At 60.6% G+C, this 16,537-nt stretch carries 15 protein-coding genes; 7 read left to right on the forward strand and 8 right to left on the reverse strand.

The window, feature by feature from the left end; translation table 11 throughout:
- Nucleotides 1-126: 126 nt before the first annotated feature.
- From ACYZTW_RS02160 to ACYZTW_RS02175, 4 genes are all read left to right on the forward strand, one after another.
- The gene (locus tag ACYZTW_RS02160) at nt 127-630 is read left to right on the forward strand and encodes a polysaccharide deacetylase (protein ID WP_462003554.1); all 504 of its coding nucleotides are present in this window, start codon (nt 127-129) and stop codon (nt 628-630) included.
- A 284-nt stretch (nt 631-914) separates the two neighbouring features.
- Entirely contained in the window at nt 915-2,843 is a 1,929-nt protein-coding gene (locus ACYZTW_RS02165; RefSeq protein ID WP_462003555.1) for a RecQ family ATP-dependent DNA helicase, read from the forward strand.
- Between the two features lie 145 nt (nt 2,844-2,988).
- The gene (locus ACYZTW_RS02170) at nt 2,989-4,215 is read left to right on the forward strand and encodes a 3-hydroxyacyl-CoA dehydrogenase (RefSeq protein ID WP_462003556.1); all 1,227 of its coding nucleotides are present in this window, start codon (nt 2,989-2,991) and stop codon (nt 4,213-4,215) included.
- Between the two features lie 174 nt (nt 4,216-4,389).
- On the forward strand, nt 4,390-4,809 hold the full coding sequence (locus ACYZTW_RS02175; protein WP_462003557.1) for an acyl-CoA thioesterase: 420 nt from the start codon (nt 4,390-4,392) through the stop codon (nt 4,807-4,809).
- A 69-nt stretch (nt 4,810-4,878) separates the two neighbouring features.
- Here ACYZTW_RS02175 and ACYZTW_RS02180 read toward each other — a convergent pair whose 3' ends face one another.
- From ACYZTW_RS02180 to ACYZTW_RS02195, 4 genes are all read right to left on the reverse strand, one after another.
- Complete coding sequence (locus ACYZTW_RS02180) at nt 4,879-5,367, reverse strand: glycine zipper domain-containing protein (protein WP_462003558.1); 489 nt, start codon at nt 5,365-5,367, stop codon at nt 4,879-4,881.
- Between the two features lie 336 nt (nt 5,368-5,703).
- Nucleotides 5,704-8,052 carry an FdhF/YdeP family oxidoreductase gene (locus ACYZTW_RS02185; protein ID WP_462003559.1) on the reverse strand — a complete coding sequence of 783 codons (2,349 nt, stop codon included), beginning with the start codon at nt 8,050-8,052 and terminating at the stop codon, nt 5,704-5,706.
- The gene (gene fdhD, locus ACYZTW_RS02190) at nt 8,049-8,903 is read right to left on the reverse strand and encodes a formate dehydrogenase accessory sulfurtransferase FdhD (protein WP_462003560.1); all 855 of its coding nucleotides are present in this window, start codon (nt 8,901-8,903) and stop codon (nt 8,049-8,051) included. The genes ACYZTW_RS02185 and fdhD overlap by 4 nt, the downstream gene beginning before the upstream one ends.
- A 94-nt stretch (nt 8,904-8,997) precedes the next feature.
- A complete protein-coding gene (locus ACYZTW_RS02195; RefSeq protein ID WP_462003561.1) occupies nt 8,998-9,885 on the reverse strand; it encodes a LysR family transcriptional regulator in 888 nt (295 codons plus the stop codon).
- A gap of 136 nt (nt 9,886-10,021) precedes the next feature.
- On the opposite strand from ACYZTW_RS02195, the gene lysM reads away from it, so the two are divergent.
- Entirely contained in the window at nt 10,022-10,462 is a 441-nt protein-coding gene (lysM, locus tag ACYZTW_RS02200) for a peptidoglycan-binding protein LysM (protein ID WP_462003562.1), read from the forward strand.
- Nucleotides 10,463-10,582: 120 nt separating this feature from the next.
- Here lysM and yrfG read toward each other — a convergent pair whose 3' ends face one another.
- Nucleotides 10,583-11,245, reverse strand: coding sequence for a GMP/IMP nucleotidase (gene yrfG, locus ACYZTW_RS02205; protein WP_462003563.1), 663 nt, complete (start codon nt 11,243-11,245; stop codon nt 10,583-10,585).
- A gap of 90 nt (nt 11,246-11,335) precedes the next feature.
- Here yrfG and nudE point away from each other — a divergent pair, with 90 nt between their 5' ends.
- Together nudE and cysQ are read left to right on the forward strand one after the other, a co-directional pair.
- The gene (gene nudE / locus ACYZTW_RS02210) at nt 11,336-11,902 is read left to right on the forward strand and encodes an ADP compounds hydrolase NudE (protein ID WP_033058385.1); all 567 of its coding nucleotides are present in this window, start codon (nt 11,336-11,338) and stop codon (nt 11,900-11,902) included.
- Nucleotides 11,899-12,726, forward strand: coding sequence for a 3'(2'),5'-bisphosphate nucleotidase CysQ (gene cysQ, locus ACYZTW_RS02215; RefSeq protein ID WP_462003564.1), 828 nt, complete (start codon nt 11,899-11,901; stop codon nt 12,724-12,726). Before nudE ends, cysQ begins: the two co-directional genes overlap by 4 nt.
- Before the next feature lie 99 nt (nt 12,727-12,825).
- Here cysQ and ACYZTW_RS02220 read toward each other — a convergent pair whose 3' ends face one another.
- The 3 genes from ACYZTW_RS02220 to ACYZTW_RS02230 are packed head-to-tail and all read right to left on the reverse strand — an operon-like array spanning nt 12,826 to nt 16,521.
- Nucleotides 12,826-13,281, reverse strand: coding sequence for a YiiD C-terminal domain-containing protein (locus ACYZTW_RS02220; protein ID WP_462003565.1), 456 nt, complete (start codon nt 13,279-13,281; stop codon nt 12,826-12,828).
- Nucleotides 13,282-13,321: 40 nt separating this feature from the next.
- The gene (locus ACYZTW_RS02225; RefSeq protein WP_462003566.1) at nt 13,322-14,716 is read right to left on the reverse strand and encodes a sigma-54-dependent transcriptional regulator; all 1,395 of its coding nucleotides are present in this window, start codon (nt 14,714-14,716) and stop codon (nt 13,322-13,324) included.
- A complete protein-coding gene (locus tag ACYZTW_RS02230; protein ID WP_462003567.1) occupies nt 14,713-16,521 on the reverse strand; it encodes a sensor histidine kinase in 1,809 nt (602 codons plus the stop codon). The genes ACYZTW_RS02225 and ACYZTW_RS02230 overlap by 4 nt, the downstream gene beginning before the upstream one ends.
- Between the last annotated feature and the right edge of the window lie 16 nt (nt 16,522-16,537).

Below are 16,537 nucleotides of genomic sequence, written 5' to 3' on the forward strand. Positions count from 1 at the left end.
CGAATCCCCTAGAAGTTATTGTTCCTACAGGTTTGTCAGGCGCAACGCATCAAACCTCTGTATGGTGCGCGCCAGAATCAGTAGGACGTTTCAAAACGTCCGTCCAACGCTTAAAGGGAATTAGGTATGCAATGGCTACGTATGGCCTCGATTTTGTTGCTGTGGGCCGGGGTTTGTCGCGCGGCGGGTGCTGCTGATGCAGGTAACTCGATGGTCCTGGCCAATATGGGCCGCACCGTTTGGCCGGATGCGCTGATCAGTCAGGCGAGCATGGACACCGCTTTTCGCGCTGAAGTGCTGATGTTCGGCAAGGCATTGCTGGCCAGCGAAGTGCTGGACGAACAAAGTCTGAAACAACAACTGGGCGTGCAGGATGTGAAGCTCAAGTCGGTCAGGCAGGTGCGTGACGGGCTGTGGGACTGGCTGCTGATAGCCTACCGCAGCGCCAGTCAGAACTGCGACGGCGAACCTTTCTGCCCTCGCGTGCGCAGCGTCGCGGATTTGCGTCAGTTGGCGGCAGCTTTCACCGGCGAAATCAGCCCGGCCCATGCCATTTGGGCGAGCAAGAGCCAGGTGTTTCATGAGCAGGCATTGAATGAGCAACTGCGAGTGGCGGTGTTGGTACCGTGAGTTTGTCCGGGTTGTTGTGGTGAGCTTGCTAGCCTCTTCGCGAGCAGGCTCGCTCCCACAATGGTTGCGGGTCGCACACAAAATCTGAGTCAACTGAAGTTCAACTGTGGGAGCGAGCCTGCTCGCGATAGCGATCTATAAGCCGCCTCCTCTCTCGAGCGTTACCGTGCCCTCGCGTCATCCGCTGTATCATCCCGTATCGTTTTGGTCCCCGACCTTTTCTCGACTCGCTGCGTTTGCCGGCTAGGCTTTGGGCTTCGCAGCGGTCAACGGAGTGACAGCTTATGCACAACACCCTGGAACAGGTTTTCGGTTATCCACAGTTTCGGCCCGGTCAGGAAGCGGCGGTCAGCGCGGTGTTGGCCGGGCGCTCGGCGGCGGCGATTTTCCCCACCGGCTCGGGCAAGTCCCTTTGTTATCAATTGCCGGCCTTGCTGCTGCCGCACCTGACTTTAGTGGTCTCGCCGCTGCTGGCGTTGATGCAGGATCAACTGGCGTTCCTGCAGCGCCACGGCATTGCGGCGGGCAGTATCGATTCGGCCCAGAGCCGCGATGACGCCAGCGACGTGATGGCTCGGGCCAAGTCTGGCGAGCTGAAAATTTTGATGATCTCCGTCGAGCGCCTGAAGAACGAGCGCTTCCGCAATTTCTTGCAGCAGGTGCCAATCTCGTTGCTGGTGGTGGACGAGGCGCACTGCATCTCGGAATGGGGCCACAACTTTCGCCCCGACTACCTTAAGCTCCCCGACTATCAGCGCCAGTTCAACATCCCTCAGGCCTTGCTGCTGACCGCCACTGCGACTCCCAAAGTGATCGCGGACATGGAGGCAAAATTCGCCATCGCCCCTGAGGACGTAGTGACCACCGGTTTCTACCGGCCGAACCTCAATCTGTTGGTGGAGCCGGTGCGCGGTCAGGACAAACGCCGACGCCTCGTTGAATGGATGAGCGAACGTCCAGGCCAGCCGAGCATCGTTTACGTCACCTTGCAGAAAACCGCTGAGCACATCGCCGAGCACCTGGGGCGCAACGGCATTCAGGCCGAGGCCTATCACGCCGGTCTGCCCCACGAACAACGTGAAGCCATCCAGCGCCGGTTCATGGGCGGGCAGTCCAATTGCATCGTTGCCACCATCGCCTTCGGCATGGGCATCGACAAGAGCGACATCCGCGACGTGGTGCATTTCGACCTGCCCAAATCCATCGAGAACTACAGCCAGGAAATCGGCCGCGCCGGGCGTGACGGGCAGCCGTCCGACTGCCTGGTATTGGCCAACCGCGATAGCCTCAACGTGCTGGAAAACTTCGTCTACGGCGATACGCCTGAGCTGGATGGTATCCGCTATGTACTCGACGAGTTGCAAGCCGCCGCGCCGGAGGGGCAGTGGGAGTTTCTGTTGGGGCCACTGGCGGACCAAAGCAACATCCGCCAATTGCCGCTCAAGACCTTGCTGGTGCAGTTGGAACTGCGCGGAATCATTGTGCCGCGTTACGCCTATTACGCCGAATACCGCTTCAAATACTTGCAGGAACCCGAGGCTTTGCTGGCCCGCTTCGAGGGTGAGCGCAAGGACTTCGTCGCGGCGATCATCCAGACCTCGAGCCGCGCACGGACCTGGGCCACGGTGAATTTCGATGCGCTGTATGAGCAGCATCAAGCCGAGCGTAATCGGGTGGTCAAGGCACTGGATTATTTCCAGGAAAAGGGCTGGGTCGAGCTCGAAAGCAAGCAGATGACCGAGGTCTACAGCCTGCTGCAAACGGACTTCAACAGCCAGGCCCTGAGCGCCGAGCTACACGCCTACTTCACCCGGCACGAGCGCACCGAGATCGCGCGGATTCACGCCATGCTGGACCTGTTCGCCACGGACCATTGCCTGGGTTATCGCCTGGCCGAGTACTTCGGTGATGAAAACGCGCCGCAGCAGTGCGGGCATTGTTCGGTGTGTCACGGGGATGTGGCGCGACTGCCCGCGCCACCGGAATTGCCGGCGCTTGTGGATAAAAATTTCGAGGCGTTGTGCGGTGATTTTATCCACAGGCATGAGCAGCACACCGGCAACGCTCCATCGGCGGAACGCGTGACGCGGTTTTTGTGCGGGATCAGCGTGCCGCTGTTCACCAAGCTCAAGGCGCGGTCGATTCCGGGGTTTGCGGCGCTGGAGGATTATCCGTATGCCGAAGTCCGCGACTGGTCCCAGTCGCACCTCTAACCTTCGGCAGCTCCTACAGGGGGAGTCGGTGTTTTCGAAGCACATCCATCCGCTGAATGTCGCCCATCACAGGAATAAATTTCAAAAATGCGCGGTGGCTGACTATGGTGAAGGCTGTCTTTGGATCGCCAACAAGAGAACAACTATGAGCCAGACACCGTTCACTATTCAGCGCGCCGCCGTCATTGGCGCGGGCACCATGGGCCGTGGCATTGTCATGTGCCTGGCTAACGCCGGCGTCCCGGTGCAGTGGGTCGATAACAATCCACAGGTGCTTGAACAGGCGCTGGCTACCGTGGCGGACACCTACGCCCACAACGTGCGTCAGGGTCGAATCGATCAGGCCGAGGCGGACGCTCGCATTGCGCGGGTAATGGCGGCTGCTGATTACGCGGCAATCCGCGATGTCGATCTGGTCATCGAAGCGGTGTACGAAAACCTCGAACTCAAGCAGAAAATCTTCCGTGAGCTGGACGATCTGCTCAAACCTGAAGCGATTCTGGCCAGCAATACCTCGGCGCTGGATATTGACGCCATCGCCGCGGCCACCCGCCGTCCGCAACAGGTCCTGGGCCTGCACTTCTTCAGCCCGGCGCACATAATGAAGCTGCTGGAAGTCGTTCGCGGAGCCCAGACTTTACCGGCGGTGCTTGAGGCCGCCTTGGTGCTGGGCAAGCGCATGGGCAAGGTCAGTGTGGTGTCGGGCAACTGCCATGGGTTCATCGGCAACCGCATGCTGCATCCGTATGTGCTCGAAGCGCGCAAGATGTTGCTCGAAGGTGCTTATCCACATCAGGTCGATGCGGCGCTGCAAGGTTTTGGCTTCGCCATGGGGCCGTTCCGCATGTACGACGTGGTCGGCATCGATCTGGAGTGGCGCGCTCGGCAGTTGGCCGGCATAGGGCAAGATGCGCCTGAGGTTCAGGTGGACAATCGTCTGTGCGAATTAGGTCGTTTCGGCCAGAAAAGTGGCAATGGCTATTACCACTATGAGTCGGGCAGTCGCCAGGCTGAGCACGATGTTGAAGTCGATGCGCTGGTGCTGAAGGTTAGCGAAGGGTTGGGCTTCCAGCGGCGCGAGATCGGGCCTGAGGAGATTCTGGAGCGCTGCTTGCTGGCACTGGTCAACGAGGGTGCGAAGATCCTTCAGGAAGGGATTGCCGAATCGGCGCACGACATCGATCTGGTGTACCTCAACGGTTATGGCTTCCCGGCGGACAAGGGCGGGCCGATGGCTTGGGCGGATCAGCAAGGGTTGGCGGATATTCATCAGCGTTTGATGGCGCTGGAGACCCGGCAGGGTGATCACTGGAAGCCGGCGCGCTTGATTGGCGAGTTGGAGGCGGCAGGTAAGGGGTTTTCTGACAGGTGATTGATGCAGCGCCTGTGCCGACGCCTTCGCGAGCAGGCTCGCTCCCACATGGATCTCGGTCGTCCACGAACGCTGTGTTCACCGAAGGTCAATTGTGGGAGCGAGCCTGCTCGCGAAGAACGATAACGCGGTTTTCGCCTTAGACTGGTAATCCAACTTCAGGAATAGACGCTGATGCAACAACGCACCGACTACCCGCACTTCCAACCCATCACCACCCGCTGGCACGACAACGACGCTTATGGTCACGTCAACAACGTCACCTACTACAGCTTCTTCGATACGGCAGTGAACACCTACCTGATCGAAGTCGGCGGTCTGGATATCCATGACGGCGAAGTGGTGGGCTTTGTGGTGAGTTCGGCCTGCGATTACTTTGCTTCCATTGCCTTCCCCGATCGAATCGAGATCGGTTTGCGGGTGGGCAAGTTGGGTAACAGTTCGGTGCAATACGAACTGGCAGTGTTCAAGGCCGGGGAAGACGAAGCCTGCGCAGCGGGACGGTTCGTGCACGTGTTTGTGGATCGGGCGTCGAATCAGCCGGTGGCGATTCCTGTCGGGTTGCGCGGTGCAATGGAGCGTTTGGTGGTTTGACGGGCAAAAAAAATCGCAGCCCTTGGGCTGCGATTTTTTGATGCATCGGCACGCTAGGCGATTCAAGCCTCAGTCGCGATAGCGATGGTGATGCTTGCGATGGCCATAGGCATGACCGCGCCCCGGATGGCCGTCACGGTAGTAGCGACGATCACCATGGCCACCACGATAGGAGCGACGATCATCATCATCGTCATTGCTCTTGTTGCCCATGTAGTTACCCAGCGCGCCACCGGCGCCGCCACCTGCTGCGGAGCCGATCAGGCTGCCGGTGGTGCCGCCCATGCTGCGGCCAACCACGTTACCGCCTGCTGCGCCCAACGCACCGCCAATGGCGGCTTCGCCACGGCTGTGTTTGTCTGCGCCAACGGCGCTACCACCCGCGCCGCCCAGGGCCGCGCCAATGGTGGAACCTGTACTGCCGCCTAATGACTGACCGACGACCGAGCCCAGAACCCCGCCCAATGCGCCGCCCACACCTGCTTCGGTGGTGCCGCCAGCAGAAGCGAAGCCACTGACCAGGCCAAGGGACAACAAGAGAATCGAGGAGAACTTCATAGAGGAACCTCAAGGGGATGACGGCGCGATCCTGAGGCTGTGTCATGGTTGTGACAATCGAAATCCGACGAGTAACACGACTTCAACACATTTCTATAAGTTACTGTTTTTTAGCTGGAACTTAAGTGTTTTTCGCCGGTCTTTAGCTACTTCGGATAGGCCGTTTTTATACAAAACGGCCTTTTTTGTGGGCGTTTGGAAAGTTCTGGATCCGGAAGATTCGTTGAATGATCCACCGCTTTCGCGAGCAGGCTCGCTCCCACAGTGGATTTGTGTTCAACGCAGATCAAATGTGGGAGCGAGCCTGCTCGCGAAGGGGCCAGACCTGCTGCCGCGTTAAGCCGACTTCGCCATAATCAACCCAGTCTCACTCGCCGCTTCCAGCCGGATCGCCACAAACTTCGACGTCGGCGTATGGCTGCCATCCCCGATGCTTTCCAGCGGCACCAGCGGATTGACTTCCGGGTAGTAAGCCGCCGCTTGTCCGGCAGGAATATCAAACGCCAGCAGCGTAAAGCCCTTCACCCGACGCTCACGGCCATCATCCCAGATCGAAACGATGTCAGCTTTCTGCCCTGGTTTGAAGCCCAGCCGAATGATGTCGGCTTCATTGACGAACAACACATCACGCTGACCTTTCACGCCGCGATAGCGGTCATCAAGCCCATAAATCGTGGTGTTGTACTGATCGTGGGAACGCATTGACTGCATGATCAGGTCCGGCAATACGCCGGTGGCGCGAGTGCGTTCGTGCACCAGATCTTTGGGCAGGATGTTCGCACGGAAATTGGCGCGACCCGACGGCGTGTTCCAGCGTCGCGCGCCGGCGCTGTTGCCGAGGTAGAAACCACCCGGGTTTTTGAGCTTCTCGTTGAAGTCGCGAAAGCCCGCAATGGTGTCGGCGATCAGGTCGCGGATGCGGTCGTAATCGGCCACCAGCCAGTTCCAGTCCACCGGTTTGCTGCCCAGGGTCGCGGCGGCGATGCCGGCAATGATCGATGGCTCCGAGCGCATCTGGTTCGACAGCGGCTGCAACTGGCCGTTGGAGGCGTGAACCATGCTGAACGAGTCTTCGACGGACACCGCTTGCGGGCCTTCGGTCTGGATGTCGATGTCGGTACGGCCCAGGCACGGCAGGATCAGCGCCTCTTTACCGTGCGCCAAATGGCTGCGGTTGAGCTTGGTGCTGATTTGCACGGTCAGGTCGCAGTTGCTCAGGGCCTGGAAGGTCCGTGAACTGTCCGGGGTGGCTTGGGCGAAGTTGCCACCCAGCCCGATGAACACTTTCGCACGGCCGTCGGCCATGGCATGAATCGCCTCGACCACGTTGTGGCCATTTTCGCGCGGCACCTTGAACTGGAAGCGGCGCTCCAGGGAATCGAGGAACACCGCAGGCGGACGCTCGTTGATGCCCATGGTCCGGTCGCCCTGCACGTTACTGTGGCCACGCACCGGGCACAGGCCGGCACCCGGCCGGCCGATGTTGCCGCGCAGCAGCATCAGGTTGGCGATTTCCTGGATGGTCGGCACCGAATGGCGATGCTGGGTGATGCCCATGGCCCAGCACATGATGACGTTCTTGCTCTTGGCGTACATGCGCGCCGCTTGCTCGATCTCCACCAGCGGCAGGCCGGATTGCTCGACGATCTGCTCCCACGGGGTATCGTCGATGGCGGCAAGATAGTCCAGCACGTTGACGCTGTGTTCATTGAGGAAGTCGTGATCGAACACCGCTTCAGCGCCAGTCTTCTGCGCGTCGCGCTCCCATTGCAGCAGGAATTTCGCCATGCCGCGCAGGATCGCCATGTCGCCACCGAGGGCCGGACGGAAGAACGCGGTGTTGGTCGGCTTGTCGCCGTTGGTGAGCATTTCGATCGGGTGTTGCGGGTGCTGGAAGCGTTCCAGGCCGCGCTCCTTCAAAGGGTTGATGCACACAACCTGAGCGCCGCGTTTCACCGCTTCGCGCAGCGGTTCGAGCATCCGCGGGTGGTTGGTGCCAGGGTTCTGACCCCAGACAAAAATCGCATCGGCGTGTTCGAAGTCGTCGAAGGTGACCGTGCCTTTACCAACGCCGACACTTTGCGCCATGGCCACACCGCTGGCCTCGTGGCACATGTTCGAGCAATCGGGGAAGTTATTGGTGCCGTAGGCACGCACGAACAATTGATACAGGTACGCCGCTTCGTTGCTGGCGCGGCCCGAGGTGTAGAACTCGGCCTGATCAGGGCTCGACAGCCCTTGCAGGTGTTTGCCGATCAAGGCGAAGGCCGCTTCCCAACTGATCGGTTTGTAGCGATCGGTCTCGGCGTCGTAGCTCAGTGGCTCGGTCAGGCGGCCCTGATATTCCAGCCAATAGTCGCTCTGTTCCAGCAGCGAGCTGACGCTGTGCTTGGCGAAGAATGCAGCGTCGACACGCCGTTTGGTCGCTTCCCAGTTCACCGCTTTGGCGCCGTTCTCGCAGAACATCACCATGCCCTTTTCCGGAGAATCGCCCCAGGCGCAACCGGGGCAGTCGAAGCCGCCGTTCTGGTTGGTCTTGAGCATTATGCGGAGGTTTTTCAGCGCGTTATCGCTGGTTAACCAGGCCTGGGCGACGCTGATCAGCGCGCCCCAGCCACCGGCTGGGCCTTTGTAGGGCTTGTAGCGGGGGACGGGTTTCTGGTCGGCTTGACGATGTTGACTCACGCTTGGTTCTCCGTCGCAGGGCTGTAGACCCGCGGCGCACTTTTCTGCGGCAGGTGGATGAGATTGAGGTTGTGACGACGGGCCCATTGCACGGCAAGGCCCGTGGGCGACGACAGGCTGACCAGGGTCTGGATGCCTGCGCGCAATACTTTCTGGATCAATTCGAGGCTGCAACGGCTGGTGACAATCGCCAGCCCGCCGGTGGTCGGGATCTTCTGACGGATCAGTCCGCCAATCAGTTTGTCGAGGGCGTTGTGCCGTCCGATGTCTTCGCGACCCAGCAGCAATTGGCCCTGACTGTTCATAAACACGGCCGCGTGCACCGCGCCGGAGTACTGGCCAAGAGGCTGGAACGCACCGATGCGCTGACGCAAACCATCGAGCCATTCGGCGGGCGGCAAGGGCGCGCCGGGCAGGACTTTGAGGTCTGGCAATGCCTGTTCCACCGCTTCCACACCGCAGAGCCCGCAACCGCTGGTGCCGGCCATTTGCCGACGTTGTTGCTTGAGGTTCCAGAAGGCGCGGTTGGCGATGGTCACTTGCGCGTACTGCGCCGAACCCGAGCCGCTGAGTTGCAGGTCATAGATGTCGCAGGCGTCTTCGATGATGCCGCTGCCGAGGCTGAAACCGACGATGAAGTCTTCCAGATCCGTCGGCGTCACCAGCATCACAGCCTGGCTGATGCCGTTATAGGCGATCGCCAACGCGACTTCTTCGGCCAGCGCGGTGCTGGCCGATTCGGCGCTTTGCGTTTCGGTGTGGCGAAGGTCGCAGTAACTGTATGTCTGGCTTGCAGCGGGCGCTGGCGTTTCGAGGGCAGGCGCCGCGCAGGCAGGGCGCTTGGTGTTCATGAGGCATCACCGACGGTTTAGGCTGCTTTAAGCCTAGGCGCGTCAACTTGTCGCGTCTAATCGCTAATACTGATCTGCCGATAGATGGCGTCGATCAAGAGCTCGGCAGCGATTGCTGAAGAATCGCGAAACAGGCTTCCGCGAGCGCCGAACGCGGGGCGCTACGACGCATGATCAGCCCCAGCCGGGCGAGGGTTTGAGCATTTTCGATGGGTTGCAGGCGCAAATGATCGGTGAGTTTTTCCAGGCCGCCGTCCAGCGGCATCACGGCGCAGCAGAATCCGCCGTGCACCGCTTGTAACAATTGGTGGACGGCATCGGTCTGCAATAAGGGTTGTGGGGTGAGGCCGCGGCTGTGGAAGTTGTGGTCGATGGACTGCCGAAAATGCATACCGCTGGTGAGCATGCCCAGCGGCAGCTCGATCAGCGACTCCCAACTCAGCGGCGCTTCACCGAAACTGAAGAAGCGCTGATCGTAGAGCAGACCCATGCGGGTTTCGCTGAGCGCCAGGGAATCGAAGCGTTCGCCGTCCAGTCGCTCCAGATACGACACGCCCAGATCCAGTCGATTGTTCGCCAGTTGTTCGAGGATCTGCTCGGAACTCAGCGCCGAGAGTTCGAAGCGCAGGTTCGGGTGTTCGGCGTGCAAGCGTTGCATCAGCGGCAGCGGATCGAAGCTCGACAGCGGCACCACGCCCAGACGCAACGTACCGACCAGATTGCCGCGACAGGCAGCCGCCTCGGCCTGCAAGCCGTCGTAGGCCGCCAGCACGGTACGCGCCCAGGCCAGCACCCGTTCACCTGGTGCGGTGAAGCCTTCGAAGCGCTGGCCGCGATTGACCAGTGGCAGCTCGAGTTCTTCTTCGAGGCTGCGCAGGCGCATGGACAGGGTAGGCTGGGTGATGTGACAACGGGCGGCGGCCTGGCCGAAATGCCGGGTTTCGTCGAGGGCGATGAGGAATTTCAGTTGCTTGATGTCCATCTTCGCTCCAGGGCGCGGGAAGGTCGGGATTCTAGCGCTTGGGGGGAAGCGGCGTCATTGGTCGGGTTGGAACCGGGGTTCTCAGGCTTGGTCTAGTCTTTTGCGTCTGGAACCCAAAACCCAAGGAGAGTGCACCATGAGTATTTTTAGCTTTGTGAAAGAAGCAGGCGAAAAACTTATCGATCTGCTGACGCCAGGCAACGCCAATGCCAGCGAGCAGTTGAAGGAACACATCAGCAAGGTCGGCCTGGGTAACCCGAATGTGCAGGCGACGGTGGATGGCGACAAGGTCACGGTGACCGGCGAAGTGGCGAGCCAGGAAGAGAAGGAAAAAATCCTGCTGGCGGTGGGCAATATCGCCGGTGTCGGTAGCGTAGACGATCAGATTACGGTGACCGGGCCTGTTGCTAAGGCGGCGCGTTTTGTCACGGTGAAAAAAGGCGACACGCTCAGCGCGATCTCCAAGGCTGAGTACGGCGATGCCAACAAGTACAACAAGATCTTTGAGGCCAACAAGCCAATGTTGTCGCACCCGGACAAGATCTATCCGGGGCAGTCGTTGCGGATTCCTGAGTAACCCTCAGGACCGCTTTCGCGAGCAGGCTCGCTCCCACATTGATCTTCAGTGAACACATTATTTGTGTACGACGCAGATCCGTGTGGGAGCGAGCCTGCTCGCGAAGCAGGCGACTCGCTCTCAAAGTCCGGCAATCAACTCCCGATAGTCTCCCACCGCCGCAAACTCCGCCGTGTCCTTCGGCCCTTTGTGGCTGTCCGGCTCACTCACGGCCAACAGATGCGCCACACCAAAATTCCGCGCACTGCGCAGGATTGGCAACGTATCGTCGATAAACAGACTGCGCGCCGGGTCGAAGCCGATGTCCGCCTGAAGGGCATCCCAGAACTGCGGGTTTTCCTTGGCGAAACCGTAATCGTGAGAGCTGATCAACCGCTCGAAATACGGCGCCAGTTCGATTCTTTCCAGTTTCAATGACAGCGAATCGCGGTGTGCATTGGTGATCAGCACCACGCGCTTGCCGGCCTGTTTGATAGCGGCCAGAAAGGTGTCCGCATCCGGACGCAGGGCAATCAAATGTGCGGTTTCCAGTTTCAGTTCGCGCACCGGCAGTTTGAGCTCGGCGCTCCAGAAATCCAGGCAATACCACTGCAACTGGCCGGCGTTGCTTTCGAACAGCGGCTGCAGTTCCATCTCGGCCATGGCCCGGCTCACCCCGTGCAATTCGGCGTAACGCTGGGGCAGGTGCTCCATCCAGAAATGGTTGTCGTAGTGCAGGTCCAGCAGCGTGCCGTCCATATCCAGCAGAACGGTGTCGATGTCACGCCAGGGCAGCAAAGACATAAAAAACTTCTCCAGCGGTAATAAAGATATCCGAGGTAAACAATCAGGATAGGCCGGGTATAGTAATCCGCTATCGCCAAGGAGCCGCTCATGCGCCAGAAACCCACCATCCTCGCCCGCGAGATCGTCGCCACCAGCCGCTTGTTCTGCGTCGAAGAGCTGAAGTTGCGCTTTTCCAATGGCGTGGAGCGCACGTATGAGCGACTGGTCGGCAAGGGCGCCGGTTATGGCGCGGTGATGATCGTGGCGATGCTGGATGCGGACCACGCGGTACTGGTCGAAGAGTATTGCGGTGGCACGGATGAATACGAGCTGTCCTTGCCTAAAGGCTTGATCGAACCGGGCGAGGACGTGCTGGCGGCGGCCGAGCGTGAGCTCAAGGAAGAGGCTGGGTATGGCGCGCGGCAACTGGAGCATCTGACTGAGTTGTCGTTGTCGCCCGGTTACATGAGCCAGAAGATCCAGGTGGTGCTGGCGACCGATCTGTACGAAGAAAGCCTTGAAGGCGATGAGCCCGAGCCGATGGGCGTGGACAAAATCAACCTGCGTGAGCTGTCGGCCCTGGCCCAGAACCCGCGATTCACTGAGGGCCGTGCATTGGCAGCACTGTATCTGGCCCGTGATCTGCTGACTCAGCGTGGAGTGTTCCAGCCATGATTTTCCCCCATCCGTTGATGGCGCCTGTTGTTGAACTGGCTTTGAAAGCCGGTGAAGCGATTCTGCCGTTTTGGCGTGCCAACGTCGCCGTAACTGCCAAATCCGATGATTCCCCGGTGACGGCCGCCGACATGGCCGCTCACCATGTGATCCTGGCCGGGCTGACAGCGCTGGACCCGAGCATCCCGGTGCTGTCCGAAGAAGACGCCAACATTCCCCAGAGCGTGCGCGCCGGGTGGCAGCGCTGGTGGCTGGTGGACCCACTGGACGGGACCAAGGAGTTCATCTCCGGTAGTGAAGAATTTACCGTCAACATTGCGCTGATCGAGCAGGGGCGTGTGGTGTTTGGCGTGGTGTCGATGCCGACCAACGGGCGCTTTTACGTCGGTGGTGCGGGACTGGGTGCGTGGCGTGGCGATAAAGACGCGGAGCCTTTGCCGATTCAGGTTCGCGACGTGCCTGCTGCAGGTGAAGCGTTTACCGTGGTTGCCAGTCGTCGGCATTCAAGTCCTGAGCAGGAGCGCTTGCTGGCCGGGTTGAGCGACAGTCTGGGTGAGCTGCAACTGGCCAATATCGGCAGTTCGCTGAAGTTCTGCTTGTTGGCGGAAGGGGCAGCGGATTGTTATCCGCGGTTGGCGCCGACTTCGCAGTGGGACACGGCGGCGGCGCAAGGCGTGCTGGAAGGGGCGGGCGGTGAGGTGCTGGATTTGAGCGGTGCGCCGTTTTGTTATCCGGCGCGTGAGTCGTTGTTGAATGAGTTTTTTTTGGCGCTGCCGGCTAAAGCGGCTTGGCGGGAAAAGCTGTTGGCGTTGGCTCGGGCCTGAAGATCAAGGGATCGCAGCCTCGTTTCACTCGACAGCTCCTACAGGGGGCGCGTTTCTCTGTAGGAGCTGTCGAGTGAAACGAGGCTGCGATCTTCTGCTTTACCGGTGCAACACGTACTGCCCTGTAAACGTCACCGCATCGTCATCACTGTCGGCGTTGACGATCCGCGAATGCAGTGTCAACCGCGCTCTCCCATACCGCTTATACATCGCCAAAAACTTCTTCCAAACTGCCGCACTCGGCGCATGGCAAATCGCTTTCGCGTCCATGGTCACCGGCAGCGGATAGCTGATCTGTCCTTCCTGAATCACGATGTGCCCGCCTTCAACCCCTTCTTCACGCAATCGCAAATGCAGCCAGCCCCAACCGGCCAGCACCGCGCCGCAATACAGGCTGCCACCGAACATGGTGCTTTTGTGATTGACGTTGGCCTCCAGCGGCAAGTGCAGGCGCAGTTGCTGGTCGTGCCAATCGAGCACTTTGAGGCCCATGTCCCGCGTAAGGGGAATGTCGCGATGGAGGACTGATTCCAGATGACGACTGTCGCGGCTCATGCATGAGTCTCTTGTATGAAGATAATGATTTGACGGTAGCTCAATCGGGTTCGTCGGTGTGGGTGTGGCCGCCGCTGTCCGCGAAGTTCAGCCCGTGCTTGCGCAGTTTGTCGTGCAAGGTTTTGCGTGGGATGCCAAGGGCTTCGGCGAGGCTGCGCACGGAGCCGTGAGGGCGCGCCAGCTCGGCAGCGATCAGGGTTTTTTCGAAGTTTTCCACTTGTTCGCTGAGACCGCCGCTGATCACTTCGACCGTCATGCCGACAGCGCCATCCGCTGCGTTATTGTCCAGGGCCAGTTCCAGGCCCAGGGCAAAACGTTCGGCGGCGTTCTGCAATTCCCGCACGTTACCCGGCCAGGTGTGGCGCAGCAGCAGTGCGCGTTGTCCCGGTTGCAACTCGTGGGGTGGCAGACCGTGGCGAGCGCTGGCTTCGTCGGCAAAGTGCTGGAACAGCATCAGCGCATCCTCGCCGCGCTCGCGCAGCGGTGGAATACGCAGCGGTGCGACATTCAGGCGGTAATACAAGTCGGCACGGAAGCGGCCCTGATCGGCGGATTGACGCAGGTCTTCCTTGGTCGCAGCGATGATGCGGATGTCCAGCGGGATCAACTGATTGCCGCCCAAGCGCTCGACCACCCGCTCTTGCAGCAAACGCAGCAATTTCACCTGTACATCCAGGCTCATGCTTTCGATTTCATCCAGGAACAACGTGCCGCCATTGGCGAATTCGAACTTGCCGATGCGACGCTTTTGCGCGCCGGTAAAGGCGCCGGGCTCGTGACCGAACAGCTCGCTTTCTACCACCGACTCGGCCAGGGCGCCGGCATTGATCGCCACGAACGGGCCGTTACGACGGTTCGACAAATCGTGCAGCGCTCGGGCCACGACTTCTTTGCCGGCACCGGTTTCGCCAAGGATCAGCACATCGGCCTTGGTCGCCGCCAATGCACCGATCTGCTCGCGCAGGCGCAGCATCGACGCTGATTGCCCGACCAATCGGGTGCTCAGTTCATTGCGATCGCTCAGGGCCAGACGCAGGCTGCGGTTGTCCAGCACCAGCCGGCGCAGGGCCAGGGCGCGGCGGACGCTGTCGAGCAGGGCGTCGCTGGCGAAGGGTTTTTCCAGAAAGTCGTAAGCCCCGGCACGCATGGCCTGCACCGCCAGCGGCACATCGCCGTGACCGGTAATCAGCAGCACCGGCAGTTCCGGGTCCTGGGCATGCAGCTCGGTCAACAGTTCGAGACCGTCCATGCCCGGCATGCGGATGTCACTGACCACCACGCCGGGCCAGTCGCGCTCCAGTTGTGCGGCCAGGCCCTTGGCTTCGGCCAGTGGCAGAATTTTCAGGCCGGCGAGGTCCAGGGTCTGGCTCAGGGCCTGACGCAGGTGCGGATCGTCGTCGATCAGCACGACCTGGATGCGGTTGTCGATGGTCATGCACTTCGGTCCTCGGACGGTTGCAGGCTCACACCCGGTGCGCCTGCACGCAGCTTCAGAGTAATCAGGGCGCCGCCTTCCTTGTGGTTGGCGAACGACAGTTCACCACCGAAGGCACGCATCAGGGTTTCGCAAATCGCCAGCCCCAACCCAAGACCCTGAGTGCGGGTCTTGGTGGTGTAGAAAGGCTCGCTGGCACGACCAAGGGCTTCCATGCAAAACCCGGGGCCATTGTCGCGAATGTACAGATTGACGCCGTCGGCGGTGGATTGGGCACTCAACCAGAGCTTACGCGGCGGGCCTTTTTCCGTCAGTGCGTCCAGGGCGTTGGCCAGCAGATTGCCGAGCACCTGACGCAGACGGGTTTCCCCGGCCTCGACCCACAGGGTGGCGGCCGGCAAGTCGCGGATCAGCTCGACTTCCATGCTACGCCGGCGCTTGGCCAGCAGCGCCAGCGCATCGTCCAGCGCCGGTTGCAGGGCGACGCTTTCCGGGGCGTGGCGATCGCGCCGGGCGAAGGCGCGCAGGTGGGCGATAATCGACGCCATGCGCCCGGTCAGTTCGCTGATCAGCTTGAGGTTGCCGCGCGCATCGTCGGTGCGCTGATGATCGAGCAGCACTTCGGCGTTTTCCGCGTAGCTGCGGATCGCCGCCAGTGGCTGATTGAGTTCGTGGCTGATGCTTGCGGACATCGTCCCCAATGCCGACAGTTTGCCGGCCTGCACCAGATCATCCTGAGCGCGAACCAGCTCTTGCTGGGCCTGTTCGCGCTCCAGCACTTCCTGTTTCAGTCGACGGTTGAGGCCTTCGAGGTCGCTGGTCCGCTCGGCTACCCGGCCTTCCAGCTCGCGACGGGCCTTGGCTTCGAAGGCGATTCGATCAAGGTAATGCCGGCGTCGCTGCATCATCAGACCCAGCAACAGCATCAACACCAACAGCGTCGCGCCACCAATGGCGACGACCGTGCGTACCGGACGATCGATCAAGGTGCGCGGAGCGAGGATGCTGACATTCCAACCGGTTTCTGCGATTGGCTGGGTCTGTGTCAACCAGGCGCTGGGGTTGAGCTTCAACGGTTTGGGATTGCGGGTCGGATAGGGTTGAATCGCGGTGATCGCGTTGCTTTCCTCTTCGCTCAACGAGCGGGTCGAGCGGAATCGCCACTCGGGCCGCGATGTGAGAATGACCACGCCGTTATGGTCGGTCAGCAGCAGTTGTTCCGGGGTTTTGCCCCAGAGGCTTTCGGTGTGGTCCAGGTCAACCTTGACCACCAGCACGCCGATGATCTGTTCGCCGTTACGCACGGCGGCGGCGAAGAAATAGCCGCGCTTGGCAGAGGTCGTTCCCAAACCGAAAAAACGCCCCAGCCGTCCGGCCATGGCTTCGCTGAAATACGGCCGGAAGGAAAAATTGCGCCCGACGAAACTGTCGTGTTTGTCCCAATTGGACGCGGCCAGGGTCTTGCCCGTGGTGTCCATCAAGTACATGACTTCGGCGCCGGTCTGGGCGCTGATGTTTTTCAACAAGCGATTAGCATTGCCTTGGGTGACGCCATCGTCGGGCGCACCGAGGACGGCTCGCAGGGCCGGCAGATCGCCGAGGATCTGCGGCAATACTTCATAGCGGTGCAGGGTGCCCAGCAAGTTGGCAACGTAAAGGTCGAGTGTCTGACGGTTCTGCCCGGCCAGTTCGCTGCGGTAGTAACGCTCGGCCAGATGTTCCAGGGGCCACAGCAATGGCGCCAGGCACAGTGCGAGCAGGGCCAGGCTGCGCCAGCGGGGTCTGCGGGGAAGGGTCGGAGTCATGAGCATCGAGCGCCTG

The organism is Pseudomonas sp. LB3P25, assembly GCF_054897985.1.